A 16568-nucleotide genomic window follows, 5' to 3' on the forward strand; every position below is an offset into this window, starting at 1 on the left:
GGTTTTTCCGCATCCTGTTAGACCGCCTTGCGCGCCGTGATGTAGTCCTGGATGACCAGGGACAGCACGTCCAACGGCATGCTGCCGGATGACAGGCCGGCATGGTGGAACTCGCGGATATCGAACTTCGGCCCCAGTTCCTTTTTCGCCTGGTCACGCAGGCGCAGCCACATGGTGTGGCCGATCTTATAGCTGCAGGCCTGGCCCGGCCAGGCGCAGTAGCGGTCGGTTTCCCGCGTCATCGCGCTTTCGGTATCGCCCGTCAATTCGACCATGTATCGCACGGCCTTCTCCCGGCTCCACCGCTTGTGGTGCATGCCGGTGTCGATGACGCAGCGGCCGGCGCGGAACAGCAGAAACTTCAGATAACCGACCCGGCCCATGGGTTCCTTGTCGTAGAGGCCCATTTCATCCGCCAGTTGCTCGGCATACAGCGCCCAGCCCTCGCCATAGCCGGAGAAGAACATGTTGGAGCGATAGCGGGGGATGCCCGCCGTCTCCTGCGCCAGGGCCACCTGCAGATGATGGCCGGGGATGCCCTCGTGGTACAGCGTGGTGGGAAGAGCCCATTTGGGCCATTCGCCGGTGTCGTGCAGGTTGAAATAGATGGCGGCCGGGCGGTTCCCATCCAGCGAGGGCGACTGGTAATAGGCCAGCGGCGCACCGGCGTCGATCTGCGGCGGCACCGGTTTCACCTCCGCCTTGGCCTTGGGCAGGATGGAGAAGTAGTGGGGCAAATGGCCGACCACATCGGCCAGGCGGACACCCAGGTCGGCGATGAGCTGGGCCTTCCCCTCCTCCGTCTTCGGATAGAAGGAGGCGGGGTCCTGGTACAGGGCCTTGATGCGCTGGCCCACCGTGCCCTGGGTCAGCCCCTGCGCCTTCAGCACGGCATCCAGTCGGGCGGTGATCTCCCGACCCTGGTCCAGGCCGATCTTATGCACCTCCTCCGGCGACAGGGTGGTGGTGGTGTTGGCGCGCAGGCCGTCGACATACCAGGCGTCGCCGTCCTTGACGTGCCAGACGCCGGCGTCGTGCGTCGCCTGCTTGCGTGCGGCCTCCACCGCCGCGATCTGGCGGTCCAGGGCCGGCAGCACCTTGGACGTGTAGATGCCGGCGGCGCGGGCGGCCCAGTCGCCCTCGATGCCCTTGGCCTTGGCTCGGCGCGCCACGGAAGACACCAGATCCGACATGTCGGCGTCGACGCGCAGGGCGCGCATCTGGGTCAGGGTCGTGTCCAGCAGAAAATCCGGCGCCACCACGCCCGCGCCCCGGTCATGATCCAGGCGCTCGGTATCCTGGTCCAGGGCGATGGCGAAGGCCTCCAGCCGCGACAGGTAGGCCTCGGCGTCGTCCTTGGCGGTGATGGGGTGCTTGGTATCCAGGAAGGTTGGGGTGGACTGATAGCAGCCGGTCAACTGGCTGATGGCGTAGGGGGAGCGTTCGCCCGGCCGGCCGAAGTCGAAGCGCTTGTACGTTTCCAGGCGGTTGGACAGGACATAGGCGACGCAGTCGTAATTGACGGCATCGATGCCGGCCAGGGCGCGACGGTCGATGCCGGCCAGGCGGCGCATCTGGCTGGCCGTGGCCTCACGCTCCGCGGCCAGGCCGGCGGCGGAACGGTCGGCCAGACGGCCGCGCAAGGCGGACAGCTCCCCGGTATCGAGGCCCAGGTTGGTCGCCGCCTCGGGCCGGCGCCGCAAATCCTCCTGAAAAAAGGTTTCGAGCAAGGCGGTCAGCGAGGCGCCAGCCCCTTGCGCCCATGCGGGCAGGGCGGACGACACGGCGACGGCGGCGGTACCGCCGGCCAGGAATTGACGACGATCGATCATGAAGCTCTCCCAACTGTCGAACCTTGTTTTGCGGGAGAGTATGCGCAAAATTTTGAGGGATGAAAGCCGGCCCGGCGCCAGCGCTTGAACGCGCCCCGGCCGCCCCCTAGAGTGCGGCTGCGTTTCCCCCGTTGACGCAATGAAACTCCGGCACCAAAGGCCGCAGCCCAGGACAAGCAATGCCGTCCCGCCCTCTCGATGCGACACCCATGCCGGATCTCAGCAAAAAGCAGACGCCGGTCCAGAAGCGGTCCATCGATACAGTGGAGACGATCCTGTCGGCCGCCGCCCTGCTGTTGGGCGAGGTTGGCATTGAACGGCTATCCACCAACCTGATCTGCGCCCGCGCCGGCCTGACGCCACCCGCGCTGTACCGTTACTTCCCCAACAAATACGCCGTGCTGAAGGAACTGGGCGTCCGGATGATGGAGCGGATGAACGCCGCCTACATTGCCTGGGTGAAGGCCAGCCATCCGATGCCGGCGCAGGACACGCCGGAGCAGCAAGCCGACCGCCTGCGCCAGATCCAGGAGGTCACCAACGACATCGCGCGGAATTGCCTGGGGGGCGTCTGGGTCCTGCGGGCGTTGCGCGCCGTTCCGGCGCTGCAGCAACTGCGCCTGGAATCCCATAATTTCGTGGCTGAGCGGTCCTTTCAGGAAATCCGTGACCATTACCCGCATACCAGTGACGCGGAGCTGCGCCTCGCCACCCGGTTGGCGGTCGAGGTGATGTACAGCGCCACGGAAATGGTGTTTGACGAGCCGGGCCTGGACGACAACCGGATCAACCGGGAAATCGCGGACATGGTGGTCCGCTACTTCGCCAAGTTCGCCGAGCGCGAGGCGGCGCTGGCCGCCGCGGACTGACGCCGTCACCGGATAGGAACGCTTTGGTGGCGTCCCGCTACGGTCAAGACACGTCTTCCTTGTTCCAATAAATTAAGCAACACCGACATAAATCGGCAATAGTTATTCAGTAGCTTTCGCTACCGAACGCAACGGCGCTCGAAAAACGACAAAACATCCGTAGGTAGATTTGGGTCCGGCTGGCATTCGCCCGCCTGTAATTAGCGCGTGCACCCGCGATATGGGCGCGTGCCGCAATAAATCTTGGTCTTTATGGCACCCATCCTCTTTCGTGAGGATGACGCTTTGGCGTCATTTTAATTTTTCAATTTTCCTTCTTATCGCAAGGACACGCCCGGCCCCCGGCTTGGCGTCGTCCCAACCAGAACCGGCCACGCCCATTCCATCTGGATGGGTGAATGGCCCCCTTTGACCTGATGGAGCCCCTTATGCGCCGCCTGCTTATGCTCAGCGCGTCCGTCCTCGCGCTGGCAGCCCCCCTGATCACCCCCTCGGCCGCCCGCGCCGCCGACGTCACCACCGCGGATACGCCCGATGCTACGGCCGGCGCCGACGCCACGACGCCCGAGCTGGTGATCAGCGCGAACCGGGAGCGGGGCACGGCCACCAATCTGGCGGTGGGCCAGGCCTCGCTGTCGGCGGTACAGCCGCAATCGCTGCTGAACAGCCACTTCATCCAGGACGTGGCCTCGCCCATATCCGACTATCTGGCGATCGCCCAGTTCGCGCCCAGCGCCAGCAGTTCCAGCCCCAACGGCATGGGCCTGTCCAGCAAGAACGCCACGGTCCGCGGTTTCCAGGACGGTGAGTACAACGTCACCTTCGACGGCATCCCCTTCGGCGATCCCAACGCCTTCGGCCATGCCACCACCTCGTTCTTCCCTGCCCCCACCCTGGACCATGTGGTGGTGGACCGCGGCCCCGGCACCGCCAGCACGGTGGGCAACGCCACCTTCGGCGGCACCATGGCCCTGTCCTCCAACTCCCCGGCGGAGAGTTTCGGTGGCAAGGCCATGGTGGGCTTCGGCAGCGGCGGCGGCTTTGAAGGCAACGGCGCCGTGAACACGGGCGCCATCGCCGACACCCAGGGCACCCGCGTCCTGCTGGACTATGACCACACCCAGTCGGACGGCTTGCTGAACTATGCCGGCCTGAACCGCGACAACGCCTTGGTCAAAGTGCGGCAGCCCGTGGGCGCCAGCACCACCGTCACCCTGTTCGCCGATTACAGCGACCTGACCTGGAACAACTTCACCCAGCAGACGCGGGCGGCCACCGCCAAGTTCGGCAAGTCCTTCGCCAACCTGAACGACGACCCCAATTCACAGCAATACCGGGACTATAACGTCGACCACCGCAAGGCGGACTTTGAATATATCGGGGTGCAAAGCGACCTGGGCTTCCTGCGCCTCGACAACAAGGCCTACACCTACGCTCTGGATGACAAGGCCATCGCTGGCGCCGACCAGACCGGCGCCACCCCCAACGCGGCCCTGCTGTCCAGCGGCGTGCCCGGTGCCCATAACCAGGGGTATTACCGGGCGTGGGGTGACATCGCCAAGCTGGAAAAGGATGTGGGCGAGGGCTTCCTCTCCGCCACGGTCCGCACCGGCGTCTGGGCGGAGCATGCCCGCGACACCCAGTTCCAGCAGTCCTACAACCTGGCCACCGGGGTCATCACCGCCCTGACGCCCTACCGTAAATTCGGCAGCGTCATCAACAACTACATCACGGAAAGCGACACGACCCAGCCCTTCGTCGAGCTGGAATGGCATCCGCTGCCGGACCTGACCATCATCCCCGGCTTCAAGCACATCGACTTCTCGCGCACCTTCCAGGGCACGCTAAACTTCGCGCCCTACAATAATCGGGGGACTACAGCGCCGACCTGGGCTCCACCATGGTCAACTACCGCCTGAACGACCAGATGGCGGTGTACGCCCAGTGGGCCATGGGCTTCCAGGCGCCACAGGTCAGCGTGCTGGAAAGCACCGGGTCCAGCGCCAACCGCGTCAGCCCGCAGCAGACCATCAACTACCAGACCGGCTTCGTCTACAAGACCGACCGGCTGGTGGCCGATATCGACGGCTATTACATCAACTTCCGCAACAAGGTCAGCAGCGACCTGGAAACGGTGAACGGCATCGCCAACACCACGGTGTATTTCAACCAGGGCGGCGTCATCTACAAGGGCATCGAGGCGGAGGTGACCTACACCCTGATTGAGGGCTTGGCCGTCACCGCCAACGGCAGCCTGAACAGCGCCGCCGTCAAGGCCACCGGCCTGCAGATCGCCAACGCCCCCAGCAGCACCCTGGCCTATGGCCTGATGTACGACAAGGACAACTGGTTCGGATCCTTCCTGACCAAGTATGTCGGCACCCGCTATGCCGGCACCGGCCAGCGCGCCGACAACAACCCCAACGTCAAGCTGCCCGACTATCAGTTCAGCGACGTGGTGGTGGGGTACAAGATGGGTGACCGGCTGAAGGTCAGCTTCATGATCAACAACCTGTTCAACAACCGCACGGCCACCGAGGGCAGCGGCAACCTGACCAACCCCACCTTCTACTATCTGCCGGGTCGCAACTACATGGGCACCGTCACCGTCGGCTTCTGATCGTTTCCCCCTGTCCGCCATCTGCCATCCGACGGAGCGATGCCGATGTTGAAGAAGATGCTGCTGGTCTCGACCCTCCTGCTGGCCTGCGCCACAGGTCCCGCGCAGGCAGCCGGGCCCAGCGACGCGGTCTACCCCTATCTGGGCATCGACTGGGGTGGAGAGGTGTTCGTGGGCGCCGCCCTGCCCTTCGGCATGGTCAAGGTCGGCCCGGATATGGAAACCTTCGACGGCTTCCACATCGGGTCGGGCTACGCTGGGACGGGGCGGGTGCTGGGGTTCAGCCACCTGCACCTCAGCGGGGCCTCCGGCAAGTACGGCAACATCCTGGTGGCCCCCGTCATCGGCGAGGTCACCCCCGCCGACATCAAGTCGGTGCGGGTGGATGAGGTGGCCAAGGTCGGCTATTACGCCGCGACCCTGACCCGCTACCAGACACGGGTGGAGCTGACGGCCACGCCGCGCGTGGGCCTGCACCGCTACACCTTCCTGGCCGGCGGCGACGCCCATGTCACCGTCAACCTGGCGGCCATCCTGAACAAGGGGCCAGGATCGGAATCCCAGAAGTTCCTGGGCGCCGAACTGAAGGTCATCTCCCCCACCGTGATCGAGGGCGTCGGCCGCTATACCGGGGGCTGGAACGAGGGCCGGGAGTACAAGGTCTATTTCCATATGGAGGTCGACCACGCCCCGGCCGGAGTGCGCACCTGGGCGGGCGGACCGCCATCCCGGGATGCCACCGCCAGGGTGGACGGCGACCAGCCCATCGGCGCCAGCGTCGATTTCAATGCCCAACCGGGCGACATGGTGCAGGTGAAGGTGGGGCTGTCCTTCATCAGCGCCGCCCAGGCCCGCCACACTGTGGAGACGGAGGCGCCCGGCTGGGACTTCGACGCCGCCCGCGCCCAGGCGACCGCCGCCTGGGACAAGGCGCTGTCCCCTATCGCCGTGACGGGCGGCAGCGATGACCAGCGCCGCCAGCTGTACACCGCCCTGTACCACACCATGCTGATGCCGTCGGACCGCACGGGCGAGAACCCCGGCTGGACCTCGACCGAGCCCTATTACGATGACTATTACACCCTGTGGGATACCTTCCGCACCTCCGGCCCCCTGCTCACCCTGATCGCGCCGGAGCGGCAGCGCGACCTGGTGCGGTCGCTGGTCGACATCTACCGGCATGAGGGCTACCTGCCCGATGGGCGCAGCGGCAACGACACCGGCCGCACCCAGGGCGGCAGCAATGCCGAGGTGGTCATCGCCGACGCCTATGTGAAGGGCCTGACCGGCATCGACTACAAGACCGCCTATGCCGGCATGCGCAAGGATGCGGAGGTGCCGCCCCAGGACCCGCGCAAATGGGGGCGCGGCGGCCTGATGGAATACAACGCCAAGGGCTATCTCAGCCTGGCCAACGAGCGGTCAGGCTCCCGCACCGTGGAATATGCCTACGACGACTTCGCCATCGCCACGCTGGCCTGCGGGCTGGGGCGACGCGAAGAGGCCAAGCTGTACGCCCAGCGCTCCGGCAACTGGGCCAACCTGTGGGACCCGACCCTGGTGAAGGAGGGGGTGAAGGGCTTCCTGCGCCCCCGCAACCCGGACGGCAGCTGGGCCGAGCCCAACACCCTGAAGCGCGGCACCTGGCCCGACTTCTTTTATGAGGGGGATGAGTGGACCTATTCGCTGTACGCGCCCCATGACGTGGCGCGGCTGGTGGCCCTGTCCGGCGGCAAGGCCGGCTTCCTGCGCCGGCTGGACACGCTGTTCCTGAAGCGGCATTTCGACATGTCGAACGAGCCGGGCTTCCTGCTGCCCCTCTATTACAACTGGATCGGCCGGCCCGACCGCACCGCCGACATGACGGTCTACGCCCTGGAACGGGAATTCCTGGGCACCCACGGCGGCATTCCCGGCAACGACGATTCCGGCGCCATGTCCAGCTGGCTGATCTTCCAGATGCTGGGTTTCTTCCCCATCGCCGGCCAGGATGTCTACCTGATCAGCACGCCCAGCTTCCCCGAAGCCGACTTGGACCTGGGCGGGGGCAAGCACTTCCGCGTCATCGCCCATAACCTGGATGCGGAGCGGTTCAACCGCTACGTCCAGTCCGCCACCCTGAACGGCCAGCCGCTGGAGACCAACTGGTTCCGCCATGGCCAGATCAAGGACGGGGGCGTGCTGGAGCTGGTCATGGGGCCGGAGCCCACGCGCTGGGGGACGGGCACGCCGCCACCCTCCCTGTCCGACACGACGGCCGACCAGCCCATGCTGTGTGTCCCAGCGTCGCAGTCCTGAGGCCGTCACCGTCCTGAAACCAAACGCGGTTAAGCCTTCGCCCCGAACCCTTTCGAGAAAGCCTTCCCATGCCTTTCCCCCGTTCGCTGCTGCTGGTCGGCGCCGCCACCCTGACCCTTACCGCGTGCGCCGCCCAGGCCCCGGAAAAAAAGCCCGCCGCGGGTGCGGTGGCCATGAACCAGATACAGGTCATCGGCACCCACAACAGCTATCACGCCGGCATCGCCGCCAGCGAGTCGGTGCTATGGAAGAAGACCCGTCCTGAGCTGTACGCGGCACTGGATTACCGTCATCAGGATCTGACCTCCCAGCTCACCGCCGGGGTGCGCCAGGTGGAACTCGACATCTTCGCCGACAGCAAGGGCGGCTTGTACGCCCATCCCGCCGGCCCCGGGCTGGTGGCGCGGGCCGGCCTGCCGGCGGACCCGCCCTTCGATCCCAACCACCTGATGGACAAGCCGGGCTTCAAGGTCATGCATGTCCAGGATGTGGACTACCGCAGCACCTGCCAGCCCTTCACCGCCTGCCTGGCCGAAATCCGCGCCTGGTCCCAGGCGCACCCGGGCCATGTCCCCCTGTTCATCCTGCTGGAAACGAAGGAGGAGACCTTGTCCCTGTCCTTCCCCACCGTGACGCCGGAGGCGCTGACCCCCGCCGGCCTGGACGCGCTGGACCGCGAGATCCTGTCGGTGTTCAAGGCGGATGAGATCATCACCCCCGACCGGGTGCGGGGCGATGCCGCCACCCTGAACGCCGCCGTGCGGACGCGCGGCTGGCCCAGCCTGGAGGAGGCGCGGGGCAAGGTCGTCTTCCTGCTGGATCAGCGCGTCATCAGCGCCCGTTATCTGGAGGGTCATCCCAGCCTCAAGGGCCGTGTCGCCTTCACCAACGCCAAGGTCGATCCCAATGGCGTCGCCAGCGACGATGCCGCCTTCATTGAGATGAACGACGGCCCCGGCGACGCCATCACCGCCCTGGTGCGCCAAGGCTATCTGGTCCGCACCCGGTCGGATGCCGACACCAAGGAGGCGCGGGCCAACGACACCCGCCGGCGCGACATGGCGCTGGACAGCGGCGCGCAAATGGTCAGCACGGACTATCCGGCGTCCGAACCGGCCGCGACCGGCTTCGTCGTCAGCCTGCCCGGCGGTGGGGCGGCGCGCTGCAACCCGGTGACGGCCGGCGCAAACTGCGTCAGCCAGGGGCTGGACCGCTAAAGGCGGCCGACGGGGGACAGCGCGCTTGCCAGGGGCCTGAAACCGTTATCTATTCTTCCTGCTGACAAGAACATCGGAAGCGGCAGGCGATGAAGACGATGACGCGATGGGCGGCACTGGCCCCCACCTTGGCCCCCATCTTGGCCCTGGGCACGGCGCTGAGCCTCAGCATGAGTGGCATGGCGTTCGCCGCGGACGCGGGCAAGACGGCCCCCGATGGCAAAGGCATCACGGTCGATCTGACCCGGCCCGACTGGGTGGCCTTTCGTAACTTGTACCAACAGCTGGTGCAGACCAACACCACCCTGTCGTCGGGCAGCTGCACGGCGGCGGCCCAGGCCGTCGCCAACCGCCTGACCGCCATCGGCCTGAAGAAAAGCGACGTGCGCGTGCTGGTACCGGAGGGGCGGCCCAAGGACGGCGCGCTGGCGGCGGTGCTGCCGGGCACCGATCCGGCGGCCAAGCCCATCCTGCTGCTGGCCCACATCGACGTGGTGGAGGCCAAGCGCGAGGATTGGCAGCGCGACCCCTTCACCCTGGTGGAGGAGAACGGCTATTTCTACGGGCGCGGCAGCAGCGACGACAAGGCCATGGCCGCCGTCTTCGCTGACCTGCTGGTCCGGCTGCGCCAGGAAGGGTTCCGGCCCAAGCGTACCATCAAGCTGGCGCTGACCTGCGGCGAGGAAACCAGCGACACCTTCGACGGGGTGCAGTACCTGCTGGCCCATGACCGCGACGCCCTGGACGCCGAGTTCGCCCTGAACGAGGGCGCTGGCGGCCGCCTGGACAAGGACGGTAAGTATCTGGCCCTGGAAATCCAGGCGGGGGAGAAGGTCTACCAGGACTTCACATTGGAAACGACCAATCCCGGCGGCCACAGCTCGCGGCCCAGCAAGGACAACGCCATCTATCACCTGGCGGCAGGCCTGAACCGGCTGGCGACCTTTGACTTCCCCGTGGCGCTGAACCCGGTGACCAAGGCCTATTTCACCGCCCTGTCCCCGGTCATCGGCGGAGCGGTCGGGGCCGACATGATCGCCACCACCAAGGACAACCCCGATCCGGCGGCCATCACCCGCATCAGCCAGGATCCGGGCTGGAACAGCACGCTGCGCACCACGTGCGTCGCCACCATGGCGACCGCCGGCCACGCGCCCAACGCCCTGCCCCAGCACGCCCAGGCCAACGTCAACTGCCGCATCCTGCCGGGCCAGCCGCTGGAGGAGGTGCGCCAGACCCTGATCAAGGTGCTGGACGATCCGGCCATCAAGGTGACGGCGGTGGGCCAGCCCAGCCCCGTGTCCCCACCGCCGGCCCTGACGCCCACGGTGCTGGACCCGGTGAAGGAGGTCGCAGCCAAGATGTGGCCCGGCGTGCCGGTGGTGCCCACCATGTCCACCGGCGCCACCGACGGCCGCTTCCTGAACGCCGCCGGCATCGCCACCTACGGCCTCAGCGGCATGTTCCGCGACCCCGACGGCAGCGGCGTCCACGGCCTGAACGAACGCATCCGCGTGCGATCGCTCTATGAGGGACGGGAGTTCCTGTACGCGGTGGTGAAGAAGTACGCGGGATAGAATGGGGATGGCAGTAGCGCCCTCATGCGGTGTGATCCTCCCGTGACCACACCGCAATCCCGCGCCTGATAGCTAGGTCGTGTGGACGAATTTGATCAAGCATAGGCCGGCAGCGAAGGAGACGATGGATCGGAAATTCTGAGCCGTTTTTTCGCAGCGCAAGGCGACACGCTTGAAGCGTTTGATGCGCCCGAAGCCCTGCTCGATGCGGGAGCGTGCCTTGTAGAGGGTCTTGGCGAAGAAGACGGGCTTGTTCTTCTCGTTGGCTTTGTAGGGGATCACTGGGACAATGCCGCGAACGCGCGCTGCGGCGCGGTTGGCCTTGCTGGAATAGCCTTTGTCGCCAAGCGCCGCGCGCGGCGTGATGTCCGGCCCGATGTCGAGCAGGGTCTCGAAATGGCGGGCGTCCGACGCCTCGCCGCCGGTCAGGTCGAACGCGATGATGTCGCCTGAACTGTCCGCCTTGGCGTGGATTTTGGTCGTGAACCCGCCGCGCGAGCGGCCGAGCCCCTGGCCTTGCTGCCCCCTTTTGCGCCCGCTGCCGAGACGTGGGCGCGAACGATGGTGGAGTCGAACATCTGGATCAGGTGAGCCGACGCGCTCGTCGCCGCCAGCGTGTCGAAAAAGGCCTCGAACACGCCCGCCTTGCTCAGCCGGTCGAAGCGCTTCCATACCGAGTTCCAGTGTCCGAAGCGCTTCCGGCAACGCCCGCCAGCGCACATTCTCCACCGTGAAAAAGTGCATCGCCTCCAGGAACAGCCGATCGTCACCGGCCTTGCGCCCGCGCCGCGGCAGGCAAGCGCGAAACACCGACAGCGTATGCTCCCAGTCCTCTTCCGTCATCCGCGTCGACATCGATCCCGACCTCCCTTCCAGTCGGAATCGATCATGTCCCCGGGGGTGGTGAGCTTGCGCCTTGGCGTCGTGCTCTCCAGCTTGTCTGGCCGGGAGGATCATGCGGCCATGGTGGCCAACATGATGGTTGTATCATCGCTGAGCGGGGCGATGGTCTCAAGGGTCATGTAACGGGCGCGCTGCACGGCCCATTTGATGGCATGGACCACCCCCGTCCCAAACTGAGGAGTAGAGTGGGGCGTCTCCAGCCACAGAGGTGTTGCCATGTGACCTTCCCCCGCTTAAGTGGACACTTGGTTATGCGGCCTTTCGCTCGGCCTGTTCCGTGGTGATGTATCCGAGAGTGGAGTGGATGCGCTGCCGGTTATAGTATCCTTCGATGTAGGCGAACAGGTCACGTTTGGCGGCATCGCGGGTTGTGTAGTGGGTCTGGTGGACGAGTTCGTCCTTGAGGGTGCCGAAGAAGCTTTCCATTGGGGCGTTGTCCCAGCAGTTGGCCTTGCGGCTCATGGATTGGGTGATACTGTGTTTTTCCAAGGCCTTGCGATAGACACCGGAGGCATATTGGCTGCCGCGATCAGAATGATGCAAGAGGCCTTTGGCCGGTCGTTGACGCTGAATGGCCATGGTGAGGGCGGCCAGGGGTAATTCGGTGCGCATATGATCGCGCATGGCCCATCCGATGGCTTTGCGGGTGAACAGATCGAGGACGACGGCGAGGTAGAGCCAGCCCTCGTCGGTCGGCAGTGGAGTAGGAAGCGCTGGAGCGCTTCCCCTCCCCGAACCGTACGTGCACCTTTCAGCGCATACGGCTCTCCCTTCAACCTTGGCCCAGGGCCATGGCGACATCATGATAGCGGGAGGTGACGGTGTTTCGGAGTTCGTCCCTGAAGATGTAGGGATTTCGCTCCGGGTTCCGCCACCGGAACTGCGCCTTCTGGCTGGAGACCAGTCGACGCAGCGCCTTGCCGACGGGATTTCCCCGATTGCTTCGGCCATAGACCAGCCAAGTCTTCGCCTGGCCGGTGGCTGGAGCTTGGTACCATTTCCGCATCAATGGCTTGATGCGGGAGCGATATTTCCGCGCCAGCCAGTGCGCCATTTTCCAGAACACGACGGTGTCGATGCGCCGGAACGTGCGCGCCGTGAAGTCGGTGAACTTGTAGAACGCGGCCCATCCCACCAGTTGGCGGTTCAGGCTGTCGATCATGTCCACCGCAGCAACATCATGATTGCCGGAGAGGGCTTCGACCAAGCGACGGGCGAAGGTCTTGGCTTTCTCCTTGGGTATGGTGGTAACCACGGACATCCTTCCGCTCGACCCCCGCTTGCGAATGATCCGGTGCCCGAGGAAGACGAACCCGTCGTCGACGTGGGTGATATGGGTCTTGCCCATATTCAGCGTCAGCTTCAGGCAGCCTTCCAGGAAGGCCCGGCATTCCTCGCGGATGGCTTCGGCTTGCGCCCTTGTCCCTTTGACGATGACGACGAAGTCATCGGCATAGCGGCAGTAGGCGACAGCGGGCTTCCATTGCCGGTTCTCTCGAACCGTGATGGGGCGCCCCTGCTGAATGCCGAAGTTCCAGGCCCAGCGGTCCTTGCGGGCTTTCGCGCTCAGGTATTTCGCCTCCAGCCACACATCAAACTCATGGAGCATGATGTTGGACAGGAGCGGCGACAACACGCCGCCTTGCGGAACCCCTTCGCTCGACGCCACGAACAGGCCACGGTCAACGTGGCCCGCCTTCAGGAGACGCCAGAGCAGATCGATGAACCGATCATCCCGAATGCGCCGCCGGACGCAGTGAAGCAGAAGCCGGTGGTGAACCGTGTCGAAGTAGCTCGCCAGATCGCCTTCGACGATCCAGCGTCCCCTCGTTCCGGCGTCCCCATCCTGCAACTGGAGCTTCACGGTCCGGACGGCGTGATGTACGCTGCGTTCCGGTCTGAAGCCGTAGGAGAGGCGATGGAAGTCGCTTTCCCAGATCGGCTCCATGGCCATCAGCATCGCGCGTTGGACGATGCGGTCCCTCAGGGTCGGAATACCCAGTGGTCGTGTCTTGCCGTTGGCTTTGGGAATATAGAGTCGCTTGACCGGCTGTGGGCGGTAGTCCCCCGACAGCAGGTCCGTTCGCAGGCTGGCCAGGTGTTCCCCCAGTTCAGCCTGCATCCACCGCTTGTCCATTCCGTCAATGCCCGGTGTCTTGGCGCCACTCGACGCCAGGACGATCCGGGCGGCTTCGGCAAGCCATTCCCCATCGGCCACGAGCCGGAGGAGACGATCGAACCGGCGGTTCGGGTCGCTCTCGGCCCATGTCGCGAGCTTGTGCTGCATTTCGCTGATTATCAAAGGTCTTCACCTCGTTGGGTCAGGTAGTTTGCACGCCAAGCCGGTTGAACTGTCCCCCTTCGCCATGTGACAGGCTTTCCCTGTCGCGGACTACTACGAGGACTCCGCCAGCATGATGGGCATCGGGGCCAACTCCCTTGGCATTCCATCACGCCTTCCCTCGTTCATATGCTGGACGTTCACGCGCTGGGGAGGTTGCCGGTCGCAGTCCTTGTCCTTGCGTCCCGCAAGTCGACGCCGATCCATGGTCTGGCTGCGTTCTCCCCATGGGTCCCCTCGGGTCGCCTTACATCTGCGCCCGAGTTCGGATGCCATCGACTTACGTGTCCGACGGCACCATCGGCATTCCGCCTGTTAAGCCGTGTAGGCGAAGGCGACATTTCAGCCCTCGGATGCGGTTTAACCGGTTCGTGTTCCTCAACCTTCCAGCACTTCAGCCTCGGGGACCATCTCGGCGTAACGGCTTCGCCTCAGTCCCCTTTTCCTGCGGGCTACGTCACCCTGTCAGTTGACGACAGGTCACCGCCGCTTGGGCTCATGCCCCCCCACAGCAGAGGGCAGGGCCTTCGTTCAATTCCTCCTTTCTCCTTGGCATTCCAGTCATATGCACCCCGGACCATCCGGGACGAGGCGCACCATAGGTGATGTCGGTCACCCAGACCTGATTGGGCGCGGCGGCGGCGAAGTCGCGGTCCAGGCGGTTGGGAGCGATGGGCAAGTCATGCTTGCTGTCGGTGGTGCACACCCGGAACGGTTTAGCAGGATGCGGAAAAACCCTTCCGTCTGAGTTCCTGTCGTGATTCGCTTCCTCATGACGCTGAGGAGGATGGGATGCGTGGCGGAGACATTCGGACGGAAGGCTTGTTTTCGTACGTGAGTTGCGAAGCGCGTGTTCCGCCAAGGCATCCGCTTCGGGCGATCCGGGCGATCTGTGACGAGGCGCTGGAGGTTTTGTCGCCGGACTTTGAGGCGATGTACGCGAAGGTGGGTCGTCCTTCGATCCCGCCGGAGAAACTGCTGCGGGCGCTGCTGCTCCAGGCCTTCTATTCGGTCCGGTCGGAGCGACAACTGATGGAGCAGATGGACTACAATCTGCTGTTCCGCTGGTTTGTCGGGTTGGCGATGGACGCCCCGGTGTGGGACGTGACGGTGTTCACCAAGAACCGTGAGCGGCTTCTTGGAGGCGACGTCGCGGCGAAGTTCCTGGGGGCGGTGGTGGCCCAGGCGCGAGGCCGGAACTTGCTGTCGGACGACCACTTCTCGGTGGATGGCACGCTGATCGAGGCCTGGGCGTCGATCAAGAGCTTCCGGCCCAAGGATGGCGGTGGCGACCCGCCGGGCCCCGGTCGCAACGGGGAGCGCGACTTCCACGGGGAGAAGCGCTCCAACCAGACCCACGCGTCCACCACCGACCCTGAAGCCAAACTGTACCGCAAGAGCAATGGCCAGCCATCGCGCCTAGCCTACATGGGGCATGTGCTGATGGAGAACCGCAACGGCCTGGTGGTTGGTGCGACGCTGACCCAAGCGACCGGCACCGCCGAACGCGAGGCGGCGTTGGCATTGGTCGACGGGCTGAAGCCGACGCGGCGGATCACCTTGGGCGCCGACAAGGCCTTTGATGCGCGTGAGTTCGTCCGGGAACTCCGTGCCCGCAAGGTGACGCCGCATATCGCCCGGAATGATCACCTGACCAAGACCGGGGCGCGGCGCACGTCCGCCATTGATGGACGCACCACCCGCCACCCCGGCTATGGCGTGTCCTTGCGTATCCGCAAGCGTATTGAGGAGGTCTTCGGCTGGATCAAGACCACCGGCACCTTGCGCAAGACGCGCCACAAGGGAACCGATCGCGTCGGCTGGGCCTTCATGTTGACCGCCGCCGCCTACAACCTCGTCAGACTGCCCAAGCTGATGGTGGCGGCCTGACCATGCCCGGATTCCGCCTGCAAACGGCGGAAGCCGGGGAAGATGGCCGCAAAAGCGGCCCGTAGCCCCTCGATCAAGCCTTCAATCGGCTTGGCTCATGGGGAAAGGGGCCTTAACGCTCCATTCTTCCGCACCCTGTTAGACTTCTTGGCCTTGATACCGTGGCGGTGCATCAGCCGCTCAACGCGGCCCCGGCTGACGGCGTGGCCCTCGGCTCGCAGGGTGGCGTGGATGCGCGGCACGCCGTACCGTCCCCGATGGTGGTCATGAATGCGACGAATATCCGCCAGTAGATGTTGGTTAGCCACCGCACGGTTACTTTCCGGCCGCTGCCGCCAAGCGTAATATCCAGACGGCGATACGCCCAAGGCCGAGCAAAGCACCCGGACCGGGTAGTCATGTTGGCAATCTTCGATGATCTGGAACCTCATTTCAGGGGCTCCGAGAGAATGGAGAGCGTTTTTTTTAGAATCTCCCGTTCCATTCTCAAGCGTTCATTCTCGCGGCGCAGCCGGGCAATCTCAGCGGCCGGATCGGCGACGGCCTGGGCAGGCACCGCCTGCTGTTTGGGGACCTGCGGCGCCTGCCCAGGCCGATCCACACGGCGGCGCCAATTCCGCAGCATCGATGGCTGGATGCCCAGCTCCCGGGCAATGTGCTCCAGCGGTCGGCCGCTGCTCTCAAGCAGCGCCACGGCCTCTCGTTTGAATTCATCCGTGAACGAACGGCGGGCTGTCGTCATGGGAAACCTCCTGGCTCGTCGCCGAGCTTAGCGAAGGTGTCCACCAATTCGGAGAAGGCTCAACCTTTTGATCCCTCGTCATCGCGGGCTCCAAACAAATCGCCGCCGCTGCCGGGGCATGCCCCGGCAGCGGCAACATCACCCCGCCATTTCAGCAAAACGTCAGATTTAATCCAGACTTTTACAAACGAACCCGCTGTCGCGGGAATAGCGCCACGTTCCGACCTCCATCGCAACCACGCGCATAACCATCGCACGGGCTCTCGCCAAAACACTCCC

At 64.9% G+C, this 16568-nt stretch carries 13 protein-coding genes and 2 pseudogenes; 7 read left to right on the forward strand and 8 right to left on the reverse strand.

Annotation, left to right across the window (positions count from 1 at the left end; translation table 11 throughout):
* Positions 1-17 precede the first annotated feature (17 nt).
* Positions 18-1832: a DUF885 domain-containing protein gene (locus tag UCD39_RS12225; RefSeq protein ID WP_330496281.1), complete on the reverse strand. Its 1815-nt coding sequence runs from the start codon at positions 1830-1832 to the stop codon at positions 18-20.
* Positions 1833-2011: 179 nt separating this feature from the next.
* Here UCD39_RS12225 and UCD39_RS12230 point away from each other — a divergent pair, with 179 nt between their 5' ends.
* The 6 genes from UCD39_RS12230 to UCD39_RS12255 all read left to right on the forward strand — a co-directional run bounded on the left by UCD39_RS12230 (position 2012) and on the right by UCD39_RS12255 (position 10413).
* Positions 2012-2701, forward strand: coding sequence for a TetR/AcrR family transcriptional regulator (locus UCD39_RS12230; protein WP_330496282.1), 690 nt, complete (start codon positions 2012-2014; stop codon positions 2699-2701).
* Between the two features lie 428 nt (positions 2702-3129).
* Positions 3130-4620 carry a TonB-dependent receptor plug domain-containing protein gene (locus UCD39_RS12235; protein ID WP_330496283.1) on the forward strand — a complete coding sequence of 497 codons (1491 nt, stop codon included), beginning with the start codon at positions 3130-3132 and terminating at the stop codon, positions 4618-4620.
* Positions 4602-5321: a TonB-dependent receptor domain-containing protein gene (locus UCD39_RS12240; RefSeq protein ID WP_330496284.1), complete on the forward strand. Its 720-nt coding sequence runs from the start codon at positions 4602-4604 to the stop codon at positions 5319-5321. Before UCD39_RS12235 ends, UCD39_RS12240 begins: the two co-directional genes overlap by 19 nt.
* Positions 5322-5366: 45 nt before the next feature.
* The gene (locus UCD39_RS12245) at positions 5367-7619 is read left to right on the forward strand and encodes a GH92 family glycosyl hydrolase (protein WP_330496285.1); all 2253 of its coding nucleotides are present in this window, start codon (positions 5367-5369) and stop codon (positions 7617-7619) included.
* 68 nt (positions 7620-7687) lie between these two features.
* The gene (locus UCD39_RS12250) at positions 7688-8836 is read left to right on the forward strand and encodes a phosphatidylinositol-specific phospholipase C1-like protein (protein WP_330496286.1); all 1149 of its coding nucleotides are present in this window, start codon (positions 7688-7690) and stop codon (positions 8834-8836) included.
* An 89-nt stretch (positions 8837-8925) separates the two neighbouring features.
* Complete coding sequence (locus UCD39_RS12255; protein ID WP_330496287.1) at positions 8926-10413, forward strand: M20/M25/M40 family metallo-hydrolase; 1488 nt, start codon at positions 8926-8928, stop codon at positions 10411-10413.
* Positions 10414-10485: 72 nt separating this feature from the next.
* Here the strand turns inward: UCD39_RS12255 and UCD39_RS12260 are convergent, their stop codons facing one another.
* The 5 genes and pseudogenes from UCD39_RS12260 to UCD39_RS12280 form a co-directional block, all read right to left on the reverse strand.
* Positions 10486-11268, reverse strand: coding sequence for an IS5 family transposase (locus UCD39_RS12260; protein ID WP_330496288.1), 783 nt, complete (start codon positions 11266-11268; stop codon positions 10486-10488).
* Positions 11269-11366: 98 nt separating this feature from the next.
* Entirely contained in the window at positions 11367-11534 is a 168-nt protein-coding gene (locus tag UCD39_RS12265; RefSeq protein ID WP_330496289.1) for a hypothetical protein, read from the reverse strand.
* A gap of 31 nt (positions 11535-11565) precedes the next feature.
* A pseudogene (locus UCD39_RS12270) lies at positions 11566-12021 on the reverse strand (IS3 family transposase); the annotation flags it as partial.
* A gap of 67 nt (positions 12022-12088) precedes the next feature.
* Positions 12089-13603 (reverse strand): group II intron reverse transcriptase/maturase, encoded by a 1515-nt coding sequence (gene ltrA / locus UCD39_RS12275; protein WP_442943625.1) that lies wholly within the window; start codon positions 13601-13603, stop codon positions 12089-12091.
* Between the two features lie 631 nt (positions 13604-14234).
* Positions 14235-14366: pseudogene (locus UCD39_RS12280) on the reverse strand (IS3 family transposase); the annotation flags it as partial.
* Between the two features lie 83 nt (positions 14367-14449).
* Between UCD39_RS12280 and UCD39_RS12285 the strand changes: the two are divergent.
* Positions 14450-15547, forward strand: coding sequence for an IS5 family transposase (locus tag UCD39_RS12285; protein ID WP_330495033.1), 1098 nt, complete (start codon positions 14450-14452; stop codon positions 15545-15547).
* A gap of 95 nt (positions 15548-15642) precedes the next feature.
* Here UCD39_RS12285 and UCD39_RS28505 read toward each other — a convergent pair whose 3' ends face one another.
* On the reverse strand, positions 15643-15978 hold the full coding sequence (locus tag UCD39_RS28505) for an IS3 family transposase (protein WP_442943626.1): 336 nt from the start codon (positions 15976-15978) through the stop codon (positions 15643-15645).
* Positions 15975-16289 carry a transposase gene (locus tag UCD39_RS12290; protein ID WP_330496291.1) on the reverse strand — a complete coding sequence of 105 codons (315 nt, stop codon included), beginning with the start codon at positions 16287-16289 and terminating at the stop codon, positions 15975-15977. The genes UCD39_RS28505 and UCD39_RS12290 overlap by 4 nt, the downstream gene beginning before the upstream one ends.
* Between the last annotated feature and the right edge of the window lie 279 nt (positions 16290-16568).

It is taken from the genome of Nitrospirillum karajorum (genome assembly GCF_036348415.1).
Lineage (GTDB): Bacteria > Pseudomonadota > Alphaproteobacteria > Azospirillales > Azospirillaceae > Nitrospirillum > Nitrospirillum amazonense_B.